The sequence below is a fragment of the Hymenobacter cheonanensis genome (assembly GCF_030581075.1).
Taxonomy (GTDB): Bacteria; Bacteroidota; Bacteroidia; order Cytophagales; family Hymenobacteraceae; genus Hymenobacter.
On the sequence record NZ_JAUQSW010000001.1, the window covers coordinates 535,247 to 560,107 of the forward strand.

Consider the following 24,861-nt stretch of genomic DNA (forward strand, 5'->3'; position numbering starts at 1 on the left):
GATTTAGGCAACGACTTCCAGCAAGGCCCGCACCAGCGTGCGCTGGGCTAGCTCTACCTTGAATTTATTGTGCTCGCGCGGGGCCGCGTCGCGCACGGCCAGGGCGGCAGCGGCGCGGAAGCTTTCCTCCGTCGGCGCCTTGCCCACCAAGGCTTTTTCCACGGCGGGCACGCGCCAGGGCACGGTGCCCACGCCACCCAGCGCCACCCGAGCCGAGCGAATAACGCCGCCCTGCACATCGAGCCCCACGGCGGCCGAAGTCAGCGCGTAGGCGTAGCTAGCCCGGTCGCGCACCTTGAGGTAGTGCGACTTGCGGGCGTGCGCGGCGGCCGGCACCGTAATGGCCGTAATCAGCTCACCGGGCTGCAACTGGTTTTCAATGTGCGGCGTCGAGCCGGGTAGCTTGTAGAAATCGACCAGCGGCACGGTGCGCGTGGCACCCTTGGGGTTTTCCAGCGTCAGCCTGGCGTCGAGGGCCACCAAGGCCACGGCCAGGTCGGAGGCGTTGGTGGCAATGCAGCTGGGGCTGGTGCCGAAGATGGCCAAGGTACGATTGTCGCCCTGCTGGGCGGGGCAGCCCGAGCCGGGCACGCGCTTGTTGCACGGAAAAGCCACATCGCGGTAGTAGCCGCAGCGGGTTTTCTGCAGCAGGTTGCCGCCCATGCTGGCCATGTTGCGCAGCTGCGGCGAGGCCGAGGCTAGCAGCGCCTGCGAGATAACCGGGTAGTTCTGCACCACTTGCGGGTGCTCGCCCACGTCGCTCATGCGCTCCAGGGCGCCGATGCGCAGGCCGGTGGCCGCGTTCTCAATGCCCAGCAGCGAGAGCTTATTAATGTCAATCAGCAAGGTATGATGCTCGATGTTCGACTTCATGATGTCGAGCAGCGTAGTGCCGCCGCCAATGAAGGCGGCTTGTTTATCGGTTTCCTTGGCCGTAGTGGCTTCTTTGGTAGAAGCGGCCTGGGTGTAGGCGAAATTATCCATCAGAGTTAGCCTTTAGCAGATTGCCCGGCTACGTCGCGCACGGCGGCCAGAATATTGGGGTAGGCGCCGCAGCGGCAGATGTTGCCGCTCATCCACTCGCGGGCCTGGTCGTCGGTGGTAGCGTGGCCTTCCTTCACGCAGGCTACGCCACTCATGATTTGGCCCGGCGTGCAGTAGCCGCACTGAAAGCCGTCGTGCTTGAGGAAAGCTTCCTGCATGGGGTGCAGCTCTTCGCCTTTCGCCAGGCCCTCGATGGTCGTGATTTGCTTGCCCTGGGCCATCACGGCCAGCGTGAGGCAGGCGTTGACGCGGCGGCCATCGACGTGCACGGTGCAGGCGCCGCACTGGCCGTGGTCGCAGCCTTTCTTGGTGCCGGTCAGGTCCATGTATTCGCGCAGGGCGTCGAGCAGCGTGGTGCGCGGCTCCAGGCGCAGGCTTTTAACCTGGCCGTTGATGTTAAGGCTCATGGGGGTTGAGCCAGAGAGAACGGGGCTAGCCGGGGCCAGCTTATCAGCCAGGGCTTCGGCCTGGCTGGCGATGGGCGGGGCCAAGGCTACGCCCAGCAAGCCGCCGGTTTGCTTGAGAAAAGAGCGGCGCGAGGGGCCTTGCGGCGTCGGGTTGGCCGCGTCGGGAGTTTGGTCGTCAGGGTACATACGGGCAGCGCGTGGTGAGGCTGTTAAGTAGTACGCAGAAACCGGAGGCGTTGTTTCTTGATTTTTACCCATTTGCCGAGCTTAATCTTCGGCTTGGGGCAGCCCGGCTGCCTAACCTCAATCGTAGTTTTTGATAAGCTGCTAAGGGCCTAGAAGGTATCACCAAACCTGAATCGTTACCCTAAAAAAAGACCCGCTGGCTAGCCAACGGGTCTTTCTCTACTAAGTAGCCGCAGGGCTGGCTAGTGCGCGTGCCGCGCCGCCCGCGTGGGGTCGTAGCGCGTGCCGCCAAACAGGTACAGCATCAGCGCCCGCGAGTAGCGAAAGACCAGCGGCGTCGAAATGAGCGTGATAATGGCCACGGCCACCACGTACACCCACGTGGGCGGGTCGCCGGCCAGGTAATACAGTAAGATGCCCACCACGGCAAACGTGCCCACCGCAAAGCCAAAGCTGATGTACATGGCTCCGAAGTAGAAGCCCGGCTCGGGCTCAAACGTTTGCCCGCACACCGGGCACTCGGCCGGCATGTCGGTAAACCTGGTGAGGCTGAGCGCAGAGTGCGAAAACAGCTTGCCCTGATGGCAGCGCGGGCAGCGTAAAGCCAGTAGCGCAAGCGTAGACGATTCGATGGGAGCGGCGGCGGTAGACATAGCAGTTGATAGTGGGCAAAAGCGAAACGCTGAATGACCCGGCAAAGGTACCGGCCCCCCTAGCCCGCCAACAGAGCCGCGCACGGGCAAAAACCGCACAAATCAACGCTGCCGCCGAAAAGCCTCGGGGGTTACGCCTACGTGCTTTTTGAAGGCCCGGCTGAAATACGACGCATCGTCGTAGCCCAGAGCCCGGGCTAGCTGGGCTACTGGGTCGGCCGAGTGGCGCAGCTGGCGCTGGGCCTCGGCCATCACGCGGGCCAGGATGAGGTCGCGGGCCGGACGCCCCACCACCCGCTGGCAAATGGCCGTGAGGTGATTGGGCGTGACGTGCAACTTAGCGGCGTAAAAAGCCACCGTTTTTTCGTGCCGAAAGTGCTGGTTGAGCAGCCGGCTAAACTCGCTCACCTGCTGGCGGCCCAGCGCGGCGGCCGGCGCGGGCGCCGCGGGGTAGTGCCGGGCGGCCAGCTCCAAAATCAGAAACAGGTAGGCGGCCACCAACTCATCGTCGGGTGCGGCGGGCGGGCCGGCCTCGGCCCAGAGCTGGCCCAGCAGCGGCGCAATGGGCGTTTCGGCCGGCGCCAGGTACCGCACCGGCAGGTGGCCGGGGTCGAAAAACGGGTAGCCTTGCAGCCGGCCCGCCGGGTAGCGCCGCTGATAAAACTCGGCCTCGAAAAACACGATGTAGCCCGCCGCGTCGGGGCTCAGGTCCCAGCCGTGCACCTGCCCCGGCGCCAGAAAAAACAGCGCGCCCGGCCGCAGCTCATATGCTTGCAAATCAATAGTATGCGTGCCGCCGCCCTGCGTGATATACAGCAGCAAATAGAAGTCGTGCGCGTGCGGCGCGCTCACGCCCGGAAACCGCGCCGCGTGGGTTGCGAGGCGCTGCACGTAGTAGGGCCGGCGCGCAGTGGGCCCGGTGGCTTCGGGCGCCGGAAAGGCGGCTAGCGGCAATACGGGCAGGGTGGCGGGCTTCATAATAACAAGCCGCAAGAAAGGACCTGGCCGACAATAGCGCGCCCGGGCTGCGGGCGGAACGGCCTTAGTTGCTTTTGGCTAGGGGCGCTGCCAGCCTACTCATGCTGGTTTTTTACAATTTTCAGTTCCGGCTATTGCCGAGACGGATGCGCTGCTATATTTGGCTGCATTTTTCTTCACCTTTCTTACATGAGAAAACTTTTTACTGGCTTACTGAGCATGTTAACCCTAGCGGCCAGCGCCCAAACGGGCCCTGGCTGGGCGTCGGCCGCGGGCCTGCCCATCACGCCATCCTTCAATTTTGCCCCCTCTTTTGCCCACGATGCGGCGGGCAATACCTACCTGGCCAGTGCCTTCACGCAGACCGTGACCCTAGCGCCGGGCACCACGGTGACGAGCCAGGGCCTGCAAGATGGCATCGTGGCCAAGTATGGCCCGACCGGCAACTTGCTGTGGTACCGCCAGTTGGGAGGTACCGGCAACGAGTCGTTTCAAAAGATAATTATTGATGCCAGCGGTAAGCTCGCGCTGCTAGGGCTGGCCGGCGACGGCGCGCAGTTCGGCTCAACTACCTTCAACACGAGTAATTTCAGCTCGTCGCTGGTGCTGGCGCAGCTCACCGACCAGGGCCAGGTGCAGTACCTGCGCGAGGTGGGCAATGCCAGCATCACGATTCCGGCCAGCCTGGCCAGCGACGCGGCCGGCAACTACTATCTGAGCGGCACCTTCGCCCTGAGCGCCACCTTCGGCACCTTCGAGCTTACGACGCCCATTACCACGACCTACGGCATCGACCAGTTTATCGTCAAAGTATCGGCGGCGGGCGTGGTGCAGTGGGCGCGGCAGGGGGGCAGCGTGCTAGCCGGCACCCCTACCGCTTTGACCCTAAACCACTTGGTAGCCGAGCCGGGCGGTAGCGTTTACTTTCTCTGGACCTTTCCGCCCACGGCCGGCGGCTTTGGTGGCCTCACGCTGCCCGCTGGCAAGGGCGATTATGACGCGCTGGTCATAAAATACGACCCACAGGGCACGCCGCTGTGGGCGCAGCGCCTGGGCGGGGCGGGCGTGGATATTCCGATGCTTGCGGGCCTCGACAGTGGGGGCCGGCTGGTGGTGCCGGGCTTCGCGGTGCCCGCCGGCTCGCTGGCCAGCCCCATCACGGCCGGGTCTACTACGGCCAGCACGGGCTTCGTGTCGGTGCTGGAGCCGACGGCCGGCGCCGTGGTGTGGTCGCGCGATTTGCAGGCCACGCTGGCGGGCGGCTACCGCAGCGTAGCCGCCGATGCGGCCGGCAATATCTACCTGGCCGGGCATTTCAGCGGCCAGGCCACCTTGCCGGGCAAAACCCTGACGGGCACCGGCGGCATCGAGGCCCTGGTGGCGAGCTACTCGGCCAATGGCACGTTGCGCTGGACGCAGCAAAGCGCGGGCACCGGCGACGAGCTAGCCACCAGCATTGGCCTCGACGCGGCGGGCAAGCCCGTGGTGGCCGGCCTTTTCAATGGCAATGGCTTGTTTGGCAGCACGGCGCTCGTTTCGCCGGCCACCACCACTACCACCGGCACACCCTTCGTGGCTTCCTTGAGCGGCGGCACGGTCATGGCTACCCGCGCCGCGGTGGCCGCTGCCCCGCTAGCCCTCTACCCCAACCCGGCTGCGGCTGCCACGGCCGTGTCGCTGCCCACACTGCCCAGCGGCACGCAGCTTACGCTCATCGATGGCCTGGGCCGGGTGGCCCGCCGCACAGCGGCCAGCCCCTCGCTGCCGCTGGCGGGCCTGGCGCCCGGCCTCTACGTGGTGCAGGCCACTGCCCCTAGCGGCGAGCAGTGGGCCAGCCGCCTCACGGTGGAGTAAGCAGCTTCGCCTAGCTTCAACAGAAAAGCGTCTGCCGGTACCGGCAGACGCTTTTCTGTTGAAGCTAGGCTAGCCGCTTCTCTACTGCGGGTTGGCTTGTTTTCGTGGTTCTGCCTATAGTGGCGGCGGGAAGGCGGCTAGCGGCAATACGGGCAGGGTGGCGGGCTTCATAAGGGGCGCAAGAAACGAGGGCTGGGCGGCACTAGCTTTGTTTTTCGCCTTACTCCTACGCCCATGCTCGAACGCCTCCGCATCCAAAACTTCAAATCCTGGCAGGATACCGGCGACATGGCCTTCGGCAGCCTCACCGGCTTCTTCGGCACCAACTCGTCGGGCAAGAGCAGCATCCTGCAATTTCTACTGATGCTCAAGCAGACCGTGGAGTCGTCGGACAGGTCACAGATAATAGACATTGGAGATGATAAGTCATATGTGGACCTTGGTACTTTACAAGATACTGTTTATCGGAGCGCGACTACATTAGACTTTACACTCTCATTTAATGCACCAATTATCCTTTTTGACCCAAGTAGAATGGATGGGCCTGAAGAAATTGGACGACAGCAAATAAAATTTTTAGCGTCAATAGAAGTAGAACAGGAACTCAATTATTTAAACTCTTTCTCTTACGAAAGAGAGGGCTGGAAAATTGGAGTACAGCATATTGCTACAGAAGAAAAAGACAGTTATTACACTGTTTTTAATGTAATAATGGGCAGCGATACAATGGAAGATAATCCTGTTATTATTTCCAGACCTATTAAGTTTTATGGATTTCCATTCGAACTATTTAAGTACTTCGCAGACACATCTGACATTCAAGATTTGACTTATTCCCTTGAAAGGACACTGTCTGACATTTATTACCTAGGGCCACTACGTGATTATCCACGCCGAACTTATGTATGGGGAGGTGGTGAGCCCGATGGTGTAGGGAACCGAGGTGAACGAGCTATATCAGCCTTATTAGCTTCTCGCAATCAAGGCCCAACTATTAGCATGGGTAAAGGTGACTGGAGCCGCACGGTCGAAGAGCACGTAGCGCACTGGCTAAAAGAACTCGGCCTGATTTATTCCTTCAAAGTGCAGCCCATTGCGCCCAATCGCAAGGAATACGAGGTGCGCATCCAGCGCACGGCCGAGTCGGCGAGCGTGTTTCTGACCGACGTGGGCTTTGGCGTGTCGCAGATACTGCCGGTGCTGGTGCTGCTGTTTTATGTGCCGGAGGGCTCCACGGTTATTCTGGAGCAGCCCGAGATACACCTGCACCCAGCCGTGCAGGCGGGACTAGCCGACGTATTTATCGACGCCATCAAGCGCCGGAAATTGCAGATTATTCTGGAAAGCCACAGCGAGCATTTATTGCAGCGCCTGCAACGGCGCATGGCCGAGGAGCTGATTGCGCCGGACGATATCAAGCTCTATTTTACGTCTATCGAGGCTGGTAAATCCAAGCTCACGCCGCTGGAGCTGGACGAGTACGGTAACATCAACAACTGGCCCGAGGGCTTCTTTGGCGATACGATGGGCGAAGCCGCCGCCATGATGAAGGCCGAAATGGAGCGCCGGATGCGCCAGCAGCCTTCCTGATGCATTATCTCATCGACACCAACGTACCGCTGGCCGCCAACGGTAAATCGGACGCGGGGCCGGCCTGCGTGCTAACGGCCGTGCAGCGGCTTGTGCAATTACAAACCGCCGAAAAGCTGGTATTAGATAGTGGTTTTCTCATCCTGAAAGAGTATCAGAACAAGCTCAGCCCGACGGGCCAGCCGGGCGTGGGCGATGCCTTTTTGCTGTGGGCCTGGCGCAACCATACCAATTCAAAGCATTGTGAGCTAGCCACTTTGGAGTTAGCCGAAGACGGTAGCTTCGCCGCTTTCCCTAACGACCCTGCGCTAGCCGCCTTCGACCCCTCTGACCGCAAGTTTGTAGCCGCGGCCCTGACTCACGCGGCAAATCCGCCCATCGTTAACGCCACCGACACCGATTGGCACAAGGACCATGCGGCGCTCAACCGAAACGGCGTACAAATTGAATTTCTCTGCATGGAGGAAATGACCAAGCCGCGCCGCTAGCCTAGCGCTAACAAAAAGCGTCTGCCGGTACCGGCAGACGCTTTTTGTTAGCGCTAGGCTAGCCCCTCCCCTACTGCGGGTTGGGCTTGTTTTCCCGCTTTTCAATCTGGGGCTCCTTCGCGGCCCGCATGGGGTTGGCCTGGGGGGCGTTGTTGCCCGTTTGGCCAGCCTGGAACAGGTCGAAGCGCGAGGCTGAGGGCTGGCGCGGGTAAGCGTTGTTCGAGATGTCGGTGTCGGCCGTTTGCTGTAGCGGGTCGATGACGAACGACACCACGTTTTTGGGCGAGATGATGAGCTTGGTTACCTGCTCGTTGTTCTTGCGCCAGATTTCAGCCGGAATGGTCTGGGTTTCCTGGGTGCCGTCGTCGTAGGTCATTTGCAGCACCACCGGCATCACGAGGCCGCCCACGTTGCGCAGGCTCAGCTCGTAGAGGTTCAGGTTGCCGTTCAGGCGCTGCTGCTGGGCGGGGCTCAGGGTGCTGATATACTGGTTGTAGCGCTGCTGGTCGGCGTCGGTCACGGTCAGCGGGTCGTAGCTGTTGTAGAAGTCCTTCAGCTCAGGCTTGTCGTCTACGGCAGTGGTTTTGAGGTCGGTAGCATTGCGCTGGGCCGAAAGGCTGGGCAGCTGGGCCTGGCGCTCGGTAATCATCCGCTTGCTTTCCACGCTGGGGTTCTTGGAGCTGGGGCGGAAATATTTCACGCCTTCCAGCGAGATGTCGCAGCGGTCGGTGCCGTAGAACCAGCCGCGCCAGAACCAGTCGAGGTCCACCGCCGAGGCGTCTTCCATGGTGCGGAAGAAGTCGGCCGGTTGCGGGTGCTTGTAGGCCCAGCGCGTGGCGTAGGTCTTGAAGGCGTAGTCGAACAGCTCGCGGCCCATTACCGTTTCGCGCAGGATGTTGAGGGCCGTGGCGGGCTTGCCGTAGGCGTTGTTGCCAAACTGCAACACGCTCTCCGAGTTGGTCATAATCGGGGTTTGCAGGCTCTTGTCGGTGCGCATGTAGTCCACGATGTTGCGGGGCTCGCCGCGGCGGCTCGGGTAGTTGCGCTCCCACTCCTGCTCGGTGAGGTACTGACAGAAGGTGTTGAGGCCCTCATCCATCCAGGTCCACTGGCGCTCGTCGGAGTTCACAATCATCGGGAAGAAGTTGTGGCCCACTTCGTGGATAATCACCGAAATCATCCCGTATTTGCGGTCGGCCGAGTAGGTGCCGTCCTTCTCGGGGCGGCCGCCGTTAAAGCAAATCATCGGGTACTCCATGCCGCCCACCGGCCCGTGCACCGAAATGGCCACCGGGTAAGCGTAAGGGATGGTGAATTTCGAGTACGTTTTGATGGTGTGCGCCACCACCTCGGTCGAGTACTGGCCCCACAGCGGGTTGCCCTCCTTGGGGTAGTAGCTCATGCAGAGCACCGGCACGCCATTCTGCGAAATACCCATGGCATCCCAGATGAACTTGCGCGAGCTGGCCCAGGCAAAGTCACGCACGTTTTTGGCGGCGAAGGTCCAGGTTTTGGTGCCGCTGGCCCGCTTGCCTTCGGCCTGGGTGGCTTCAGCCTGGGTCACGATGAGCACCGGCTTCTTGGCGGTGCGGGCCTGGGCTAGCCGCTGGCGCTGGGCACTGCTCAGCACCTGGTCGGGGTTTTGGAGCGTGCCGGTGGCGCCCACCACGTGGTCGGCGGGCGCGGTGATGCTCACGCGGTAGTCGCCGAAGGGCAGCGTAAACTCGCCGTTGCCCAAAAACTGCTTGTTCTGCCAGCCCGTGGCGTCGGAGTAGACGGCCATGCGCGGGTAAAACTGCGCGATTTCGTAGAGGTAGTTTTTATCGGCCGGGAAGTACTCGTAGCCGCTGCGCTCGTTGATTTTGAGCTGGTCGCTGATGTTGTAGCTCCACTTCACGCCGAAGCTCACCTTCTGGCCCGGCCGTAGCGCGGTGGGCAGGTCCACGCGCATCATGGTGTGGTTGATGGTGTATTTCAGGGCTTTGCCGCCGGCGTCAGTCACGGCCGCAATTTTGTAGCCGCCGTCAAACTCAGCCGTCGCCATCTGGTTATCCAGCTCCTGAAACGAGAGGCGACCGTTGCTCACCTGCCCCACGTTGGTGGCGGCCGTGATGGAGTTTTTGGCCAGAATGTTCTGGTCGAGCTGCACCCACAGGTAGGGCAGCACATCGGGCGAGAGGTTGGTGTACGTTATTGTTTCCGAGCCCGTAATGGCCTGCTTGGCGTCGTCGAGGCTCACGCGGATGTTGTAGTCGGCGCACTGCTGCCAATACTTGGCGCCCGGCGCGCCGCTGGCGGTGCGGTACTCGTTGGGGGTAGGCAGCTCGGTGCCGAGCTGCTCAAACTTGTCGGTGCCCGAGTTGGTGGTCTGGGCCCGGCCGATTGCCGGTGCCAGCAGCAGCCCTAGCCCGGCGGCCAGTAGCGAAATGCGCATAAACGAAGATTAAATGAGAAACAACTGCTAAAGGCGGCGAAGATAAGCCGGAGGTTGCGGCAGCTAGCCCCGCAGCTGCAACAACAGCAGCGTAGCCACCCCCAACGCCGCGCCGCTCACCGTGAGTATCCAGTCGCGCCGGGCCACACCCACCATGCGCAGCAGCACAAAACCCAGCAGCAAAATGGCGCTCACCACCAGCAATTGCCCCAGCTCTACGCCCAGGTTAAAGGACAGCAGCTCGGCCACCGGGCGGCTTTTGGCCCCTAGCAGCGCCCGCAGGTAGTTGGAAAAACCCAGGCCGTGAATGAGGCCAAAGGCGGCGGCCAGCGCATTGGGCGCGGCCCATAGCACGGAGGTTTCGCGGCGCGAGCGCCGGTCGAGCGCCGGGCCGGCCTGCTTCATATTAACCAGCGCCGTGAGGATGATCGTCACCGGAATGAGCGCCTCAATAAGGGGCGCCTGCACCCCCACAACGCCCAGCGTGGCCAGCGCCAGCGTAATGGAGTGGCCCACCGTAAAGCTCGTGACCAGGGCCACCACCCGGCGCCAGTCGGCCAGCACGTAGGGCGCGCACAGCGCCAGCAAAAACGTGAGGTGGTCGGTGGCCTGCCAGCTGCAAATGTGCAGGAACCCTAGCTGAAGGTAGGTGGTGAAAACGGACATCAACTACAAAGAAACACGGCGCGCCGTTTATGCCGGCGCGCCCTAAAAAGCACCTACCAGGTTCGGCAGGTGCTTTTTAGGGCGCGCGGCGGCGGGTGGGCTTATTCTACTACCAGCTTTTTGGCTACGAGGCCCACCGTGGTTTGGGCCTGCACCACATACACGCCGGGGCTCAGCCCCTGTAGCGGCAGGCTCACGGCCTCGGCGCCGGCCGCCAGGGTGCGGGTGAGCACGGTACGGCCCAGGTTATCGAGCACCACTACCGGCGTGGCCGCGCCGGGGCGCAGCGCCTGCGGCAGCAGCGAGGCGGTGCCCCGGGCCGGATTGGGATACAGGCTTACCAGTTGCGCCGCACTGGCCGGGGCGGTGGCCAGCGGCGAGGCCGCGCTCACTACCAGCGCGTAGCGGCCGGTGGGCGCCGCCGTTGGGCTCAGCGCGAGGCTGAGGCTGGGGGTGGTGCCCAAGTCGGTGTAGGTGCCCGCCACGGCATCGCGCAGGTAGGCGTGATAGCCGGCAGGCAGGTTGGCCAGCTCGTCTGCGGCCAGGGTGTAGGTGCCCGCCGTGGCCGCGTGCAGGTACAGCGGCACCACCACGGCCGCGCCGCTCAGGGCCGGCTGGCCATTGATGGACAGCGCTTCGGAGCCGATGTCGGTAGCCAGGTCGAGGCCGTGGGTGGCGGCCAGGTAGTGGGCGTCGTAGTTCATATCGAAGTCTGGCGTGGCGCCCTGCTCGAAGTACACTACGGTCTGGTTGGCTAGGGTAGCGTTGCGCAGGGTAAGGGCCAGGCGGGGGCGCAGGTCGGCAGCCAGGCGGTAGAAGAGCGTATTATCGGGCACGGTGAGGCGGGCGGCGTTGGTAAAGTTGACCGTGCCCGTCTGGCCCGTAGCTACCCGCACAAAAAAGCCCTGCGCCACCGGCAGAACGTTAGAGCCCGTATTATCGGTAACCCCGTTTACGTAGCTGGTGTAGGTGCCAACGTAGGGGCCGGTGCTGCGGTACACGTAGAGGGCCGCTTCGATACCCGTAGAATTGGTGCGCACCACATCGTAGTTGATGGCACTCGGGTAAGGATTGCCCAAAAACTGCCAGCCCGCATTGGTCTGGGTGCCGTGTGCCAGGCCAATGCGCGAGATGCTGCCGGTGTTGAGCGTGCCCACAAAATCGACCAGCGCCGTGCCCGGCAGGTTCACGGTGTAGCCCACGGTCGCTACAAGCGGGTCGGTTAGGGCACTGGGCGAGAAGAAGCCTTTATCGAACTCGGGCGACGAGTTATTGAGGCTCAGGCGCGATTGGTCGTAGGCAAAAACCGTGGGGAAGGGCGACACCGCGCCGGGGTTGGCGCTGCCATTGTAGCCAGGGTTCACTACCGGCGTGAAGCCCGTGGTGGTGAAGTCGGCCACCGTGTTGCCGCGCACCGGGGTGCTGTAGTGGCGGTAACCCAGGCCGGCGTTGGCGGGCGCAATGTAGCGCTGCACCGTAGCCGTGCCGGTGGCCAGGGCGCTGCCAGTATTCACCACGAAAGCCGTGCCGCTAGCATCCGACAGCAAGGTGAAGGCTTGGCCGCTGCCAATGGCCAGGTTGCCATTAAGCGTCAGGCCACCCGTAGACCGGATATTGACCGGGCCCGTAGTAGCTGCGCTCGCCGTGCCCACCGTCAGGTTGGGGAAGGTCGAGATAGTACCGCCAATGGTTTGCACCACGGAGCCCGTCAGGGCTAGGCGCCCCGTGCCGCTGCCGCCCACCGTGCCACCGGTGTTGGTGAAGTTGCCACCCAGGTTGAAGGTGAAGCCCGAATTGAGCGTTAGCGTAGATGCCGCATTGGCGTTCACAAACGACCCACCCACCGTGATAGTGCCGCCGCTGCCGGTGATGGTGCCGCCCGTGTTGGTCAGGCTGCCGCCTACCGTGAGCGTGCCCGCGGTGCTATTGATAGTGCTGGTCGTGTTCGCAAAGCTACCCGACACCGTGAGCGTACCACCGCCGTTGTTATACACCGAGTTGGTGCCGGTGTAGCTGCCGCTCACTACCAGGGCCCCGCTCGTGGTATTGAGTGTGCCGCCATTATTTACAAAGTCGGTGGCTACGTTGAGCGAGCCCGGCGTAACGAGGGTCAGGGTTGCCACCGTATTCATGCGGATGGAGCGGGCGACCTGCCCCGCCACGCGCACCACCGGCTGGTTGGGCGTCGGGATGGAGCCCGGGAAAGTAGACTCAGCCAGCGTAGCGCCCGGGGTATACGTACCCGGAATGAGCACGTCGTCGCTGCTGGTCGGCACACGGTTGGGCACCCAGTTCAGGGGGTTGGTCCACTCATCGCTCACGAAGCCCGACCAGGTAAGCGGGGCCGCGATGCCCGCCGCAATGTCGATAACATCGAGCGAATAAAAGTTGGCAATCAGCGGGTTGGTAATCGTGCTGGGGTTAGGGCTAGTGAGAATACTGCCCACGCGCGACGCCTCGTTGTTGCTCACGTTGAGCGTGTAGAGGTTGCTGGCGTGGTAGCCGGCGGGCTGGTCGGCGGTTACTTCCAGCAGGTAAGCCACGTCGGTACTGGCCGCCCGGTTGTAGTAAAAGTCAATATCCAGCGCTACGAGCTTGGGCGTGATAATGTAGGGCCCCTGGCCCGATGGCGAGCCAGTAATGAAAAACGATGCTGCGATGGGGTTGGTAAGCACGCCCGAGTTGGGATCGGGCACCTGCGACAGAATCCCGCGGTCCAGCTCGTCGTAGGCGTACAGCTGGGTTGAAGTGGCCACCAGCTGCGAATTGGTATACGCCACGGCGCCCACGCCCGCGCTAGTGGCGGGCGCCGGGCTGGCTGGCCCGGTTACGGTAGGCACGGGCACGGAAACCGGGGTATTCGGCACGTAAGCCAACACGCCATCGGCAGCCACCAGCGCCCCCGTGTTGGGGTTGAGGCGGTAGTTGCGGCCGTTGGCGCTCACCACCCGCGCCAGGTCGGCGGCGGGGTTAAAGTCGAACCCAATGCGCTTGCTGGTGGCCGCGGGCGAAATATTGCCGAGCGGCAGGCTAATGGCCGGCCCCACGCTCGCGGCCGTGGCCCCGCTCACCACGTTGGTAGTGCCGGCCACGATAAGCGGGGTCAGGCGGTAGAGCTGCGTGGCCGTAGTCAGGGTATCGTAGCCCAGGCCGTAGAGCGCGCCGTTGCCGGGGCGCACATCAATACCCACCAGAATCTGCCCGGCAGTAATACCCGCGATGGGTACCAGCACCGGCGGCAGGGTGGTATTGCCCTGCCCAAAAAGCATTCCCGTGGCGGGGTCAATGCCTACCAGCGTTTGGGTACCCTTGGGGTAGCTGGGAATAGCAGCAGTGTTGCCCGCCGTGCCGGCCGGCACGGCCGTGGTAGTGCGGTACACGTTCAGCAGGCCGTAGATGACGCTGGGCGCTTGCCCAAAAGCCGCGGGCGCAGCTAGCAGCAGCCACACCAGTAGCAGGCACAGGCGGCCACCCAGTGGCCGGCAAGCAGGAGGAGAAGTAAGCATGTTTCGTAGCATGAGAAAGAAAAAGTGGATGGAATAGAAGTATATTTTTGAGGGCAAGCTTCTGAAATACAGATTTTTGCCCTTAAAAATCAGCCGTAGTGCGCCTGTCTATCCCCCTGCTATCCTTCCCCCTCGGCGCTGCCTGTTTCCGCACACCTGGTAGCTGGCAAAAAGCCCTTGGGCTAGGCTCCCAGCGCCCGCGCCCGGTGCGCGGGGCTTACTTGTCGCCGCAGGGCTTTTGCCACCACGGCAGCCGCCCCGTGCACGCTGGCCCAGGCCAGCCGGCCGGCCTCGCTCCCCCTGAGCGGCAGCTGGTGGTGCCCCGGCTGCCGGCTAGCCTCCTGGCCGGCCAGGTAGCTAGCGAACAACATCTTAGCAGGCAGCAAGCGATAGTAAACTGTTTTCATACGCAGCGGGTAACATAACTGACCGAGTAAGCAACCTACCAGCCACCGCCACCCGCCAGCGGCCTCCCGGCCGGGGCCAGCGCCTGTGGCGGTTTGCGCCCCCGCCCTGGCCCAGCCCAAGGCCGCGCCCCCTAGCGGCAGCCTTGGGGCACGAGTAGTAAGCGTAGCCCACCCCCGTCTGGCCCGGTGGTTGGCCTGCCGCCCGCACGGCCAGGGCTTTCTACCTGGCTGTTAAGCTAAAGCGCGGCTAAAGTAACGAAAAGCCCGAGGCAATTCCTAGCCTAAAGTGGATTAATCACTTATTTATTTTGCTTTTTGCAGGATAACTTTAGCCAGCCAACGCACCGTTGCCGGCGCCGGTGGGCGCGGCGCCGCCGGGCCAGGTTTTGGGGCACGGCGGGGCGTTGGCGCGAGGCTGGCGGGCCGTTTTTCGGCGCGCTGGCGCGGTAGCCACGGCCGGGGTGCCGGAGGTGTGCTGCGCAGGCGCGGCCAGGCGCGGGCGCTCAGCGGGTGGTGGCCGGCCCGCCCGCCACCACAATGCTGGGCGTGGTGTGCGTGGGCAGGCCTTTTTTCGACGCCAGCACGCGGTAGTAGCAGCTCGTGCCGGCGGCCGGCGGCGCATCGGCAGCCGAGAAGTTGTAGAGCGAGTCGGTGGCCGCCGTTTGCGTGCCGATGGTGGTGAAGGCGCGGTTATCGGCCGAGCGCTGCAACTCGTATTTGATGCCGGCCATCGCCCAGCTGATGTTCCACGCGATAACCGTCTGGCTAGCCTCCTGCGTAGCCCGCAGGTTGGCTACTGCAATGTCGGGGGCGCGGTAGGTACCAAAAGCAGCCCCTAGCGCGGTAGGGTGCCAGGCGGCGGCTACCGGCGCGCCGGTGGCGCGGGCCGTGCCCGTGCCGGGGCCAAACAGGTTGGCCAGGGTGTAGGCCAGGGTGTCGGCGGGGGCTAGCTGCTGCGACCAGCCCACGCGCGGGCCGGTGCTTACCAGGTGCCCATCGAAGTAGGTGGTTTGAAATTCGGCGTTCGTGATTTTGGTTACGTCGGTGCCCGCGTCCCAGGCGGCCCAGCCGGCGGGCTGAATCTGATTGGCTCCAATCCTGGCGCGGGAGAACACTACCTGGCTGTGGGCCAGCGTGCCGGCCGCCTCCGAAAAGCGGGCCGCGTTTTGCCAGGGCCGGCCCAGGTAGTAGCGCGTGGGGCCGTTGTTGGCCGGGATTCTGGCCCCCCGAAACAGGTAGCCGTAGCGCTGCGTGGGCGGCGTGTTGGCGGCCGTGATGTACGAGTCGCCCGCCTTCCCCACCCGCGCCTTGGCGTAGATGGTGCAGTTGTCGAAAATGGCGATGGCGTTGCCGAAAATAAAATCCACGTTGCCATCGATGTAGCAGTCGCGAAAGTAGTGGCGCGCTACCGCGCCGCCGCTTTCGTAGGTCAGCAGCGTGTCCTGGTTGCCCATAAAGCGGCAGTTTTTAAACGCGGCCCGGTCGGCGTAGAGGCTCACGGCCACGGCCTGCGAGCCATCGCCGTAGGAGTTGGCAAACGTCATGTTCAGGGCCGAGAAGTCGGTGGCATTCACCACCATGCTGCCCGAGCCGCCGGTGCCCAGCGTGCCGCCCGCGCCGTTGGGCGTCTTGTTGTCGTCGTGCCAGGTGAGGATGGTATTGGCCACGCTTTGCCCCACCAGTTGCAGGAAAGGCTTGGTAGCGGGCACCGTCACCTTTTCGCGGTAAATGCCATCCTTGATGTAGATGGTGTACACGGCCGTGCGGCCGGCCGGCGCAGCCGCCACGGCTGCCTGAATGGTGGTGTAGTCGCCGCTGCCATCCTGGGCCACGGTCAGGTGGTAGGCCAGCAGCCGGGCGCTGCCCAGCAGCAGCAGCAGGGTGAGGCCCGCGCGCAGGCGGCCGGCCGGGCGCCGCGCCGGGCGGGTAGTACTTGTGGGCATTTGCAAGGAGCCAGGAGTGGGAACGGGCTCAATATCAGTTCGCTCCTTATCCATTTGCCCCCTGCTGGCAATAGTTTATTTATGCAATCGATGCCGACATCGATTGCGCAAAAAAATACGCCCCCGCCCCCCGGCCCCACCCCGGCCACCGGGTAATATTAGGGCCCGAAACGCGCCGCCTGGCGGCGGGCGCCCTTTTCCCACCCACTCGCGGCTGCATGACTACTTTTTACGCCCGTTCGGCGGCTTTTTGCCTGGCGCTGCTGGGCCTGGCCGCTAGCCCCGCCCGGGCCCAGCTGCCCGCTTTTCCGGGGGCCGAGGGCGCCGGCAAGTATACCACCGGCGGGCGCGGCAGCACGGCCAGCCCCACCATGGTGCTCGAAGTTACCAATCTCAACGACGCGGGCGCGGGCAGCCTGCGCCAGGCCCTGAGTGGCACGTATAGCAGCCGCACGGTGGTATTTCGGGTGTGCGGCGTCATTCACCTCGTTACCCAGCTACCCATTCCGGCCAATACGACCCTGGCGGGCCAGACGGCGCCCGGCGACGGCATTTGTCTGGCCGACAAGCAGACCACGGTGAAGGGCAACAACGTAATTGTGCGCTTTATGCGCTTTCGGCTCGGCGACCAGTACCAGAACCTGGGCCTGGTGAACGGCAGCGGCGACGAGGATGCCTTCGACTCCATCGGCGGCTACACCGGGCTGATAGTGGACCACTGCACCTTCAGCTGGGGCGAGGATGAGTCGCTGACCTGCTACAAGGGCGACAACACCACGTTGCAGTGGAACCTCATCAGCGAGGGCCTCAACTACTCGTACCACTTCGAAACCGGCGACACCGACTTTGAGCGCCACGGCTACGGCGGCATCTGGGGCGGGCGCCACGCCTCGTTTCACCACAACCTGCTAGCCCACTTGCAGGGCCGCAACCCACGCTTCGACGGCTCGCGCAACCTGAGCCCGGTGAGTGCCGGCCAGGAAAATGCCGAGTTTGCCAACAATGTTATTTACGACTGGGGCTCCTACACCGTGAACGGCGGCGAGGGCGGCAACTACAACCTGGTAAACAACTATTACAAAGCAGGCCCCAGCACGAGCGGCAACAGCACGGCCGGCGTGGCCGTGAAAAACATGGTGGCTAACCCCTACAAGCAAAGCAGCCCGGCCTTGCCCTACGGCCAGTACTACATCGCGGGCAACTTCGTCAGCAATTCCGGCGTGGTTACGGCCCACAACTGGCGCGGTGTGGCCATGAACGGCGGCTCGCTGGCCGACACCAGCCAGTCGAAGGTGCTCCAGCCCTTTGCCATTGGCCCCGATGTGCTGCCCACCCAAACCGCGCCCGCCGCCTACGCGGCGGTGCTGGCCGGCGCGGGCTGCGTGCTGCCCACCCGCGACCCCATCGACCAGCGCATTGTGCAGGAAGTGCAGAACGGCACCGGCACCATCATCGACGTGCAGGGCGGCTACCCGCACGGCACGCCCTACAGCACCTCGCAGGTGGCCTGGCAGGTGCTGAGCTGCAATACCACCGCCCCCACCGACACCGACCACGACGGCATGCCCGACGCCTACGAAACCGCCCAGGGCCTCAACCCCACCGACCCCACCGACCGCGCCACCCTGGCCCCTAACGGCTATTCCAACCTCGAAAACTACCTCAATGGCCTGGTGGCCAGCCCGGTGCTGGCCACCGCTAAAGCCGCCACTCTGGCGGCGGCGCTGCAAGTATTCCCCAACCCGGCGCAGGCGGGGCTAGCCCTCACCGTGGCCCACCCGCTGCAAGCGGGGCTAGCCGGCCAGCTCAGCATCTACAGCTTCGATGGCCGCCTGGTGGCCACCGTGCCTGCCGCGCCCGGCAGCACCGCTACGGCGCTGGATGTCAGCCGCCTGGCAGCCGGCAACTACCTGCTGGTGTACGAGGCCGCCCCGGGCGCCCGGCGCCTCTCCACCAAATTTGTAAAAGCTGAATAACCAAGGTGGCTAGCCTGCCAATTACCGGCCTAGTATGAACGCAAAGGGCCCCGAATCTCCACTGAGATTCGGGGCCCTTTACTACTTAGCGAGGGTGCCTAGCGGCGGCCGTAGCCGTAGCCATACGACGGGCTGCGGTCGTGGCGGTGCTGGGCTTCCCAGCGGGCGCGCTCGCGGGCTAGCTGCATATCGCGCTCGCGCTGGGCGCGCTCGTAGCGCATTTGCTGCTCGTAGCGAGCGCGCTCGCGGGGCGACATGCGGCGGAAATCGCGGTCATGGTCGTGGTCGAACGGAGCGGCGGCCGAAGCAGCGGTGGTAACGAAGAGGGCAACGGCGGCGACGAACGAAAAGAGGGAGGCTTTCATGGGAAGTAGTGGTTGGAAAGGGGTAGAAAAGGAAAGAGAAAAGAGCGACGCGTCTGACCCTTCCAAGACAAGCGCTGTGCCAGACCCGCTTTTACCCTTTTCGCTTATTTTACTCAAGTAGTTGCTAATTAGCCCTTTGTTACTTATCAACCTCAATTTGCATCGACCAACCCGGTTAGAATACCGCTTAATCCCAGCTTCATGCAGGGCCGCCCCCTAGCCGAAGGGGGTGGTAGCCCTTGCTGCTCCCAAAGAGGCCGCCCGCCGCTTGCGGATAAAGAATTTCTAACGCCCGCCCGGCACCTCCACTTTTTTGCAGCAACTATCTCCTTTAGGTAGCACGGCTTTCGCCCCGGCGCCCGGCGTCACAGTGCGGCCCACCCGCCGGCAGCCAGCCAGCCAGCCAGCCAGCCAGCCAGCCAAAAAAAATACTTTGACAGTCAGATAATTACTCTTAAATTAACGTGCAAATACCTCCTGTTGCGGGCCGGCACCAGCGCCCCGCGCCAAGCCATTTCACGCAAGCCTTATCCTGCTATGGATTCTGCCCTCACTCACATCCGCGACCAGCAGCAGCAAACCTGGGACGCCTTTTCGCCCGGCTGGAAGAACTGGGACAGCTGGACAATGGCCTTCCTGCGCCCGATGGGCACTAAAATTATTGAGGCCCTGCACCTTCGGCCCACCGACCAGGTGCTGGACATTGCCACTGGCACCGGCGAGCCCGGCCTCACCATTGCGCGGCTAGCCTCCCAAGGCAGCGTCGTGGGCCTCGACCTTTCGGCCGGAATGCTGGCCACGGCCCGGGAAAACGCGGCCCGGCAGGGCCTTACCAACTATACCACCCTGGCCGGCGATGCCTGTGCCCTGCCCTTCGCCAGCGACTGCTTCGATGCCATTAGCTGCCGCATGGGGTTCATGTTTTTTCCCGATATGTTGCTGGCGGCCCAGGAAATGTACCGGGTGCTGAAGCCCGGCGGCCGGCTAGCCACCAGCGTGTGGGCGGCCCCACCCCATAACCCCTGGATAACCACGATGATGGGCGCTCTGAGCGCTCATCTGTCACTGCCGGCCCCGGTGCCCCAGGCGCCGGGCATGTTTCGCTGCGCCCAGCCCGGCCTGCTGGCAGGACTACTCGAAACAGCTGGTTTCCAAAACGTTCGGGAAGAAGAAGTGCAGGGTAGCGTGCAGTTCGATGGCCCCGATGGCTACTGGCAAAATATGACGGAAGTAGCCGCCCCCGTAGTGGCCGCTATGAGCCGGGCCGACGGCGCCACGCGCGCCGATATCAAAGCCAACCTATTCGCCAAGCTAGCTCCTTTAACAGTAGACGGGAGAATTGCACTTCCCTTCGCCTCCCTGGTTTTGGCCGGCGAGAAACCCTGATGCTTACCTTGATAAGCAAAAAAGCCCGCTAGCGTATTGCTAGCGGGCTTTTTTATTCAAATTTAGCCTAAGGTTACACTGTCGGCAACTCCACGTTCTCAAACCGCACAGCACCGTCCTCCAACACCGCTTCTACCACGGCATCCTTACTCACTTTGCCGGAGAGAATCTCCTTGGAAAGCTCGTTCAGAATGACGCGCTGCAACACGCGCTTGAGCGGGCGGGCGCCGAACTGTGGGTCGAAGCCCTGCTCGCCGAGGTAGTCGAGCACCTCGTCGGTGGCTTCGAGGCTGATGCCGGCTTCTTGCAGGCGCTGCTGGATTTGCTTGAACTGGATATCGACAATCTTGCGGATTTCCTTGCGCTTGAGGGGCTGGAACATCACGATTTCGTCGATGCGGTTCAGGAACTCGGGGCGCATGTGCTGGCGCAGGCGCTCCACCACTTCGTCGCGGGTGCGGTCCACGATTTCCTCTACTTCCAGGGGGCTGTGCTCATCCAAGTGCTTGAAATTCTTTTGGATGATGTCGGCCCCTGTGTTCGAGGTCATGATGATGATGGTGTTCTTGAAGTTCGCCACCCGGCCTTTGTTGTCGGTGAGGCGGCCATCGTCGAGCACTTGCAGCAGGATGTTGAACACGTCGGGGTGGGCCTTCTCAATCTCGTCGAGCAGCACCACCGAGTAGGGCTTGCGGCGCACGGCCTCCGTGAGCTGGCCGCCCTCGTCGTAGCCCACGTAGCCGGGAGGCGCGCCGATGAGGCGCGATACAGCGTGGCGCTCCTGAAATTCGCTCATGTCGATGCGCACCATCGCGTTCTCGTCGTTGAACAGGTACTCGGCCAGGGCCTTGGCTAGCTCAGTCTTACCTACCCCGGTGGTACCGAGGAAGATAAACGAGCCGATGGGCCGCTTGGGGTCTTGCAAGCCGGCCCGCGAGCGGCGCACGGCATCCGAAATGGCGGCGATGGCTTCGCTCTGGCCGGCCACGCGGCGGCCTAGCTCGGCTTCGAGGCCCAGGAGCTTGTCGCGGTCCGATTGCAGCATCTTGCTCAGCGGGATGCCCGTCCACTTGGCCACTACCTCGGCAATGTCCTCGCTGGTTACCACTTCTTGCAGCATGCCGCCGTCAGCCTTGGTGGTGTTGGCTTCGTCTTGCAAGGCCTTGAGCTTTTGCTCGGCCTCCTGGATTTTGCCGTAGCGCAATTCAGCTACCCGACCATAATCGCCCTGGCGCTCGGCTTGTTCAGCCTCTGTTTTAAAGCGCTCGATGTTTTCCTTTTCCGCCTGAATGTTGTTCAGGACGGACTTTTCACCTTCCCACTTGGCTTTCAGCTCGTCGCGCTGGGTGCCCAGCTCGGCCAGCTCCTTGCTCAGCACGGCCTCGCGGTCGTGGTTGTCTTCGCGGCGAATGGCCTCGCGCTCAATCTCTAGCTGCATCATGCGGCGCTGCACTTCGTCCAGCTCTACGGGCATGGAATTCAGCTCGATGCGCAGCTTGGCGGCGGCCTCGTCCATGAGGTCGATGGCCTTGTCGGGCAGGAAGCGGTCGGTGATGTAGCGGCTGCTCAGCTCCACGGCCGCAATTACGGCGTCGTCGGTGATGCGCACGCCGTGGTGCAGCTCGTACTTTTCCTTGATGCCGCGCAGGATACTGATGGCGTCGGGCACGCTCGGCTCGTCCACCATCACGGCCTGGAAGCGACGCTCCAGGGCCTTGTCTTTCTCGATGTATTTCTGGTATTCCTTGAGCGTGGTGGCGCCGATGGCGTGCAGCTCGCCGCGGGCCAGGGCGGGCTTGAGCAAGTTGGCGGCGTCCATGGCGCCTTCGCCCCCGCCACCGGCCCCAATCAGGGTGTGAATCTCGTCGATGAACAGAATAATCTGACCCTCGGCGTCGGTCACTTCCTTGATAACGGCCTTGAGGCGCTCCTCAAATTCGCCCTTGTACTTGGCGCCGGCCACGAGCAGGCCTAGGTCGAGGCTCATCAGGGTTTTGTCTTGCAGGTTCTCGGGCACGTCGCCGGCCACGATGCGCTGGGCCAGGCCTTCGGCGATGGCGGTTTTGCCCACGCCGGGCTCGCCGAGCAGCACGGGGTTGTTTTTGGTGCGGCGCGACAAAATCTGGAGTACGCGGCGGATTTCCTCGTCGCGCCCGATAACGGGGTCCATCTTGCCGCTGCGCACGCGCTCGTTCAGGTTGATGGCGTAGCGGTTGAGGCTCTGGTATTGCTCCTCGGCGGTTTGGCTGGTCACCTTGCGGCCCCCGCGCAGCTCCTGGATGGCGGCTTTCAGGTCTTTCTCGCTGAAGCCGTTGTCTTTGAGCAGGCTAGCCACGCTGTCTTTGCCGCCCAGGATGCCCAGCAGCAGGTGCTCGACGGACACGAACTCGTCGCCCATCTCCTTCATCTGGGTGTTGGCGCGCTGCACGGCGTTGGCCGCGTCGTTGGCCAGGTAGGGCGAGCCGCCGCTCACCTTAGGGTAGGCCTGCACGATGGCATCGAGCCGCTGGCCGAGGTTGGCCATGTTGGCGCCCAGTTTCTTACCTAGAAAGGCCAAGGTGTTCTCGTCGTTCTGTAGTAAAGCCTTCAGCAGGTGGCCCGTTTCGATGGCCTGCTGCTGGTTGGCTCCGGCAATCTCGGTGGCCTTCTGCACGGCCTCCTGTGCCTTGATTGTGAAGTTTTTAAAGTCCATTGGGTTGCTAAGTTCTCGGTAGGTGCTTCGGGTTAGGAAGATTGTACGAGGGTACTAGCAAACGAGGTGCAGAAGTGGGAAAATCGGACTTTTTGGCTGCATTTAATTAATTTCGAACATTGCAGCCAGTCAAAAAGACACACCATACTCGCAGCCGTAGTTATCAACCAGGCACTTTTAGAATTTTACTGTAAAGCCAGTCGTAACTATTATTAAAATTATCAACGTCTGCAGGCTCTATAGGCTTAGTATGAGCCTCTAAATTTCTAGCCGTATTAATTGTATCCATATTCATTTCAAACCTTACCTTATTATTCTCAAACAGAGTCTGGAACATATCCCAATTAGCTGTAATTATGCTCTTCAAATCGTTAGTGTAAAGTTCGTTAGCTACTTGAGCTGGCTTCATACTCACAAATAAGTTTTTTGGCTCTGGCCTATCTTTAAGCTTGTTCAGACCTTTGAGCATCTTACTTGCTATAATTGTTTCATCCCAATTCGAACCCATACCTAAGTACATCAGTACCACTCTCCTAAGAGCAACTTCAACTTTTGCACGTTTTGTAAATAGAGCACCCAGAATGTCAAGGTCAGGCACTTCAGGAAGTAATTCTAAAGGTACGTCACCTCTAATGAACGGAGAAACGGCTTGCTTGAAAGAATTACCATTTTTAAAAACAAATTCCTTCAAATCTGCAATTGCAAATTGCAAACTATCAAATCTGCCTTTTGTAATACCATAATTTTCAAATCTAGCAACAATATTGGGATTGTCGTTAATATACTCCGCTACAAATTCAGAATCACCAGAAGACAACATGTGCAAAAGCTCATATTCATCAGGATACCACCATATTAGCGATAAAATAATATCCTTAAACGGCTGTGACAATCTTCCAAGAATTTGCTTATCAACTGCTTGAAATGATTCAACTGCAATAGAAATGACTTTTTCAGGATGATTATTATTATTATTTTTCAGAACTTCGCTACAGGCAATCCTTATTAAAAATGGATGCCCCCCATATTTCTCTTGCAAGAACTCGTAAACGCCGGGTTCAAAATTCAAGCCACAGTATCGCCCAATAGTCTTACACATACTTTTAACGGCTGATAAATCAAATGGCTCTAAATAGTGAGGTTTTGCCAATTGAAATATTGGGTTTTGAGCGCTTTTAAAGTATGGGTTTTCGACACTCGCAGGATTTACTCCGGTTACAATAAAGTTAAATTTTCCATCTGTTTCTTGAACTACCGACCTAATAGTTTGCCAAAATGGAACGAAATCATTGTCCCAATGCTGTCCAAAGGCACCGCTCAACTCTGGGGTAATAAATTCTATTTCATCAAACAACACTGTTAGACGCTCAATACTTAGAGAAGATATTATAAGTTTTATATCACTTGAAAATCTTAATCCTGAACTTGCCTTGGAGTAGCTGGGATTTATTGCGAGTGTTTTACTGTAGTTGAGACGACAGCTATCTATTAACCTAAGAACTATATTTTCAAGTAGTTGCCACCATCTACAGGAATGCACTCCCGGATTCGCACAGTCGATGTATTCAACAAGAGATGTCTTGGCCTCAGTCCTACGTTGCAAGGCTTTAAGAACAGATGTTTTTCCAGTTTTTCTTAAGCCGAATAAACCTGCACTTTGATTAGAACCATGAACTCTAGTCAGTAATGCTTGAACAAGAGTATCCCTACCAAAAAAATATTTCTCGGAATTGATAGGAGATGAAACCCCAAAAAGGTCAAACTGCCCTAAATATTCGGAAATTATATTGCGAAGAAAAAAGGTGCCTCTTTTAGCATTAAGTATATCTTCACTCTGAATAGGAATTATAATCCTATCTAAATTATTAGCAAAAAGCTCTGTTGTTTCTCTTTTATCACCATTGTGCACAAGTATAAATATAACCTTTTCTATTCTATTGGCATATTCTCGTGTTTTCAATACTGTGTCAATCGTCCTTAGCACCCTTGCGTCCGTCTTTGAGTATGGACAATAGATAACTAACACCTCTTTTTGAAAACCAAAACGTTCTCTCGTTCTATTTGAGGGGAGAGCAAACCACAAGGACATTTCATCCTTTACAGTGCCAAATACTATATCAAAAGCCTCATCAAAGTTCGTAGCAATAGATTTCTCTTTTGCTCTACCGCTAAAATGGCTATCCAAAGCCTCTTTCTTAATAGCCATTTTTCAAGGGACGAAAAGTTATCTTGGTTAACACAAATTCTTTCGAGAGAGTCATTTAAGTTCTTCTAAAAACAGTGGCA

Annotated in this window: 17 protein-coding genes; 5 read left to right on the plus strand and 12 right to left on the minus strand. The window is 60.6% G+C overall.

Going from position 1 to position 24,861, the window contains the following annotated elements; all coding sequences use genetic code 11:
• Positions 1-3 precede the first annotated feature (3 nt).
• The 4 genes from Q5H89_RS02320 to Q5H89_RS02335 form a co-directional block, all read right to left on the minus strand.
• Positions 4-984: an FAD binding domain-containing protein gene (locus Q5H89_RS02320; protein WP_305017679.1), complete on the minus strand. Its 981-nt coding sequence runs from the start codon at positions 982-984 to the stop codon at positions 4-6.
• Between the two features lie 5 nt (positions 985-989).
• A complete protein-coding gene (locus Q5H89_RS02325) occupies positions 990-1,637 on the minus strand; it encodes a 2Fe-2S iron-sulfur cluster-binding protein (protein ID WP_305017680.1) in 648 nt (215 codons plus the stop codon).
• Positions 1,638-1,879: 242 nt separating this feature from the next.
• A complete protein-coding gene (locus Q5H89_RS02330) occupies positions 1,880-2,290 on the minus strand; it encodes a DUF983 domain-containing protein (RefSeq protein ID WP_305017681.1) in 411 nt (136 codons plus the stop codon).
• Between the two features lie 102 nt (positions 2,291-2,392).
• The gene (locus Q5H89_RS02335) at positions 2,393-3,268 is read right to left on the minus strand and encodes a helix-turn-helix domain-containing protein (RefSeq protein WP_305017682.1); all 876 of its coding nucleotides are present in this window, start codon (positions 3,266-3,268) and stop codon (positions 2,393-2,395) included.
• Positions 3,269-3,457: 189 nt separating this feature from the next.
• Between Q5H89_RS02335 and Q5H89_RS02340 the strand changes: the two genes are divergently transcribed.
• The 3 genes from Q5H89_RS02340 (at position 3,458) to Q5H89_RS02350 (ending at position 7,200) form a co-directional block, all read left to right on the plus strand.
• Positions 3,458-5,122, plus strand: coding sequence for a T9SS type A sorting domain-containing protein (locus Q5H89_RS02340; protein WP_305017683.1), 1,665 nt, complete (start codon positions 3,458-3,460; stop codon positions 5,120-5,122).
• A gap of 234 nt (positions 5,123-5,356) precedes the next feature.
• Positions 5,357-6,712, plus strand: a complete 1,356-nt coding sequence (locus Q5H89_RS02345; RefSeq protein ID WP_305017684.1) for an AAA family ATPase — start codon at positions 5,357-5,359, stop codon at positions 6,710-6,712.
• Positions 6,712-7,200 (plus strand): hypothetical protein, encoded by a 489-nt coding sequence (locus Q5H89_RS02350; RefSeq protein ID WP_305017685.1) that lies wholly within the window; start codon positions 6,712-6,714, stop codon positions 7,198-7,200. Before Q5H89_RS02345 ends, Q5H89_RS02350 begins: the two co-directional genes overlap by 1 nt.
• 70 nt (positions 7,201-7,270) lie before the next feature.
• Here Q5H89_RS02350 and Q5H89_RS02355 read toward each other — a convergent pair whose 3' ends face one another.
• The 5 genes from Q5H89_RS02355 to Q5H89_RS02375 all read right to left on the minus strand — a co-directional run bounded on the left by Q5H89_RS02355 (position 7,271) and on the right by Q5H89_RS02375 (position 16,156).
• Positions 7,271-9,634 (minus strand): M1 family metallopeptidase, encoded by a 2,364-nt coding sequence (locus Q5H89_RS02355; RefSeq protein ID WP_305017686.1) that lies wholly within the window; start codon positions 9,632-9,634, stop codon positions 7,271-7,273.
• A gap of 63 nt (positions 9,635-9,697) precedes the next feature.
• Complete coding sequence (locus tag Q5H89_RS02360) at positions 9,698-10,300, minus strand: HupE/UreJ family protein (RefSeq protein WP_305017687.1); 603 nt, start codon at positions 10,298-10,300, stop codon at positions 9,698-9,700.
• A gap of 101 nt (positions 10,301-10,401) precedes the next feature.
• The gene (locus Q5H89_RS02365) at positions 10,402-13,818 is read right to left on the minus strand and encodes a DUF4394 domain-containing protein (protein ID WP_305017688.1); all 3,417 of its coding nucleotides are present in this window, start codon (positions 13,816-13,818) and stop codon (positions 10,402-10,404) included.
• Positions 13,819-13,988: 170 nt separating this feature from the next.
• The gene (locus Q5H89_RS02370) at positions 13,989-14,213 is read right to left on the minus strand and encodes a hypothetical protein (RefSeq protein ID WP_305017689.1); all 225 of its coding nucleotides are present in this window, start codon (positions 14,211-14,213) and stop codon (positions 13,989-13,991) included.
• Between the two features lie 503 nt (positions 14,214-14,716).
• Positions 14,717-16,156, minus strand: a complete 1,440-nt coding sequence (locus Q5H89_RS02375) for a pectinesterase family protein (RefSeq protein WP_305017690.1) — start codon at positions 16,154-16,156, stop codon at positions 14,717-14,719.
• Positions 16,157-16,374: 218 nt separating this feature from the next.
• Here Q5H89_RS02375 and Q5H89_RS02380 point away from each other — a divergent pair, with 218 nt between their 5' ends.
• Positions 16,375-18,132 carry a T9SS type A sorting domain-containing protein gene (locus tag Q5H89_RS02380; RefSeq protein WP_305017691.1) on the plus strand — a complete coding sequence of 586 codons (1,758 nt, stop codon included), beginning with the start codon at positions 16,375-16,377 and terminating at the stop codon, positions 18,130-18,132.
• A gap of 98 nt (positions 18,133-18,230) precedes the next feature.
• Here Q5H89_RS02380 and Q5H89_RS02385 read toward each other — a convergent pair whose 3' ends face one another.
• Positions 18,231-18,497: a hypothetical protein gene (locus Q5H89_RS02385; RefSeq protein WP_305017692.1), complete on the minus strand. Its 267-nt coding sequence runs from the start codon at positions 18,495-18,497 to the stop codon at positions 18,231-18,233.
• A 537-nt stretch (positions 18,498-19,034) separates the two neighbouring features.
• On the opposite strand from Q5H89_RS02385, the gene Q5H89_RS02390 reads away from it, so the two are divergent.
• Positions 19,035-19,883 (plus strand): class I SAM-dependent methyltransferase, encoded by an 849-nt coding sequence (locus Q5H89_RS02390; protein ID WP_305017693.1) that lies wholly within the window; start codon positions 19,035-19,037, stop codon positions 19,881-19,883.
• A gap of 73 nt (positions 19,884-19,956) precedes the next feature.
• Here Q5H89_RS02390 and clpB read toward each other — a convergent pair whose 3' ends face one another.
• Both clpB and Q5H89_RS02400 read right to left on the minus strand, forming a co-directional pair.
• Positions 19,957-22,575 carry an ATP-dependent chaperone ClpB gene (gene clpB / locus Q5H89_RS02395; RefSeq protein ID WP_305017694.1) on the minus strand — a complete coding sequence of 873 codons (2,619 nt, stop codon included), beginning with the start codon at positions 22,573-22,575 and terminating at the stop codon, positions 19,957-19,959.
• A gap of 163 nt (positions 22,576-22,738) precedes the next feature.
• A complete protein-coding gene (locus Q5H89_RS02400) occupies positions 22,739-24,781 on the minus strand; it encodes a hypothetical protein (RefSeq protein ID WP_305017695.1) in 2,043 nt (680 codons plus the stop codon).
• Positions 24,782-24,861 lie beyond the last annotated feature (80 nt).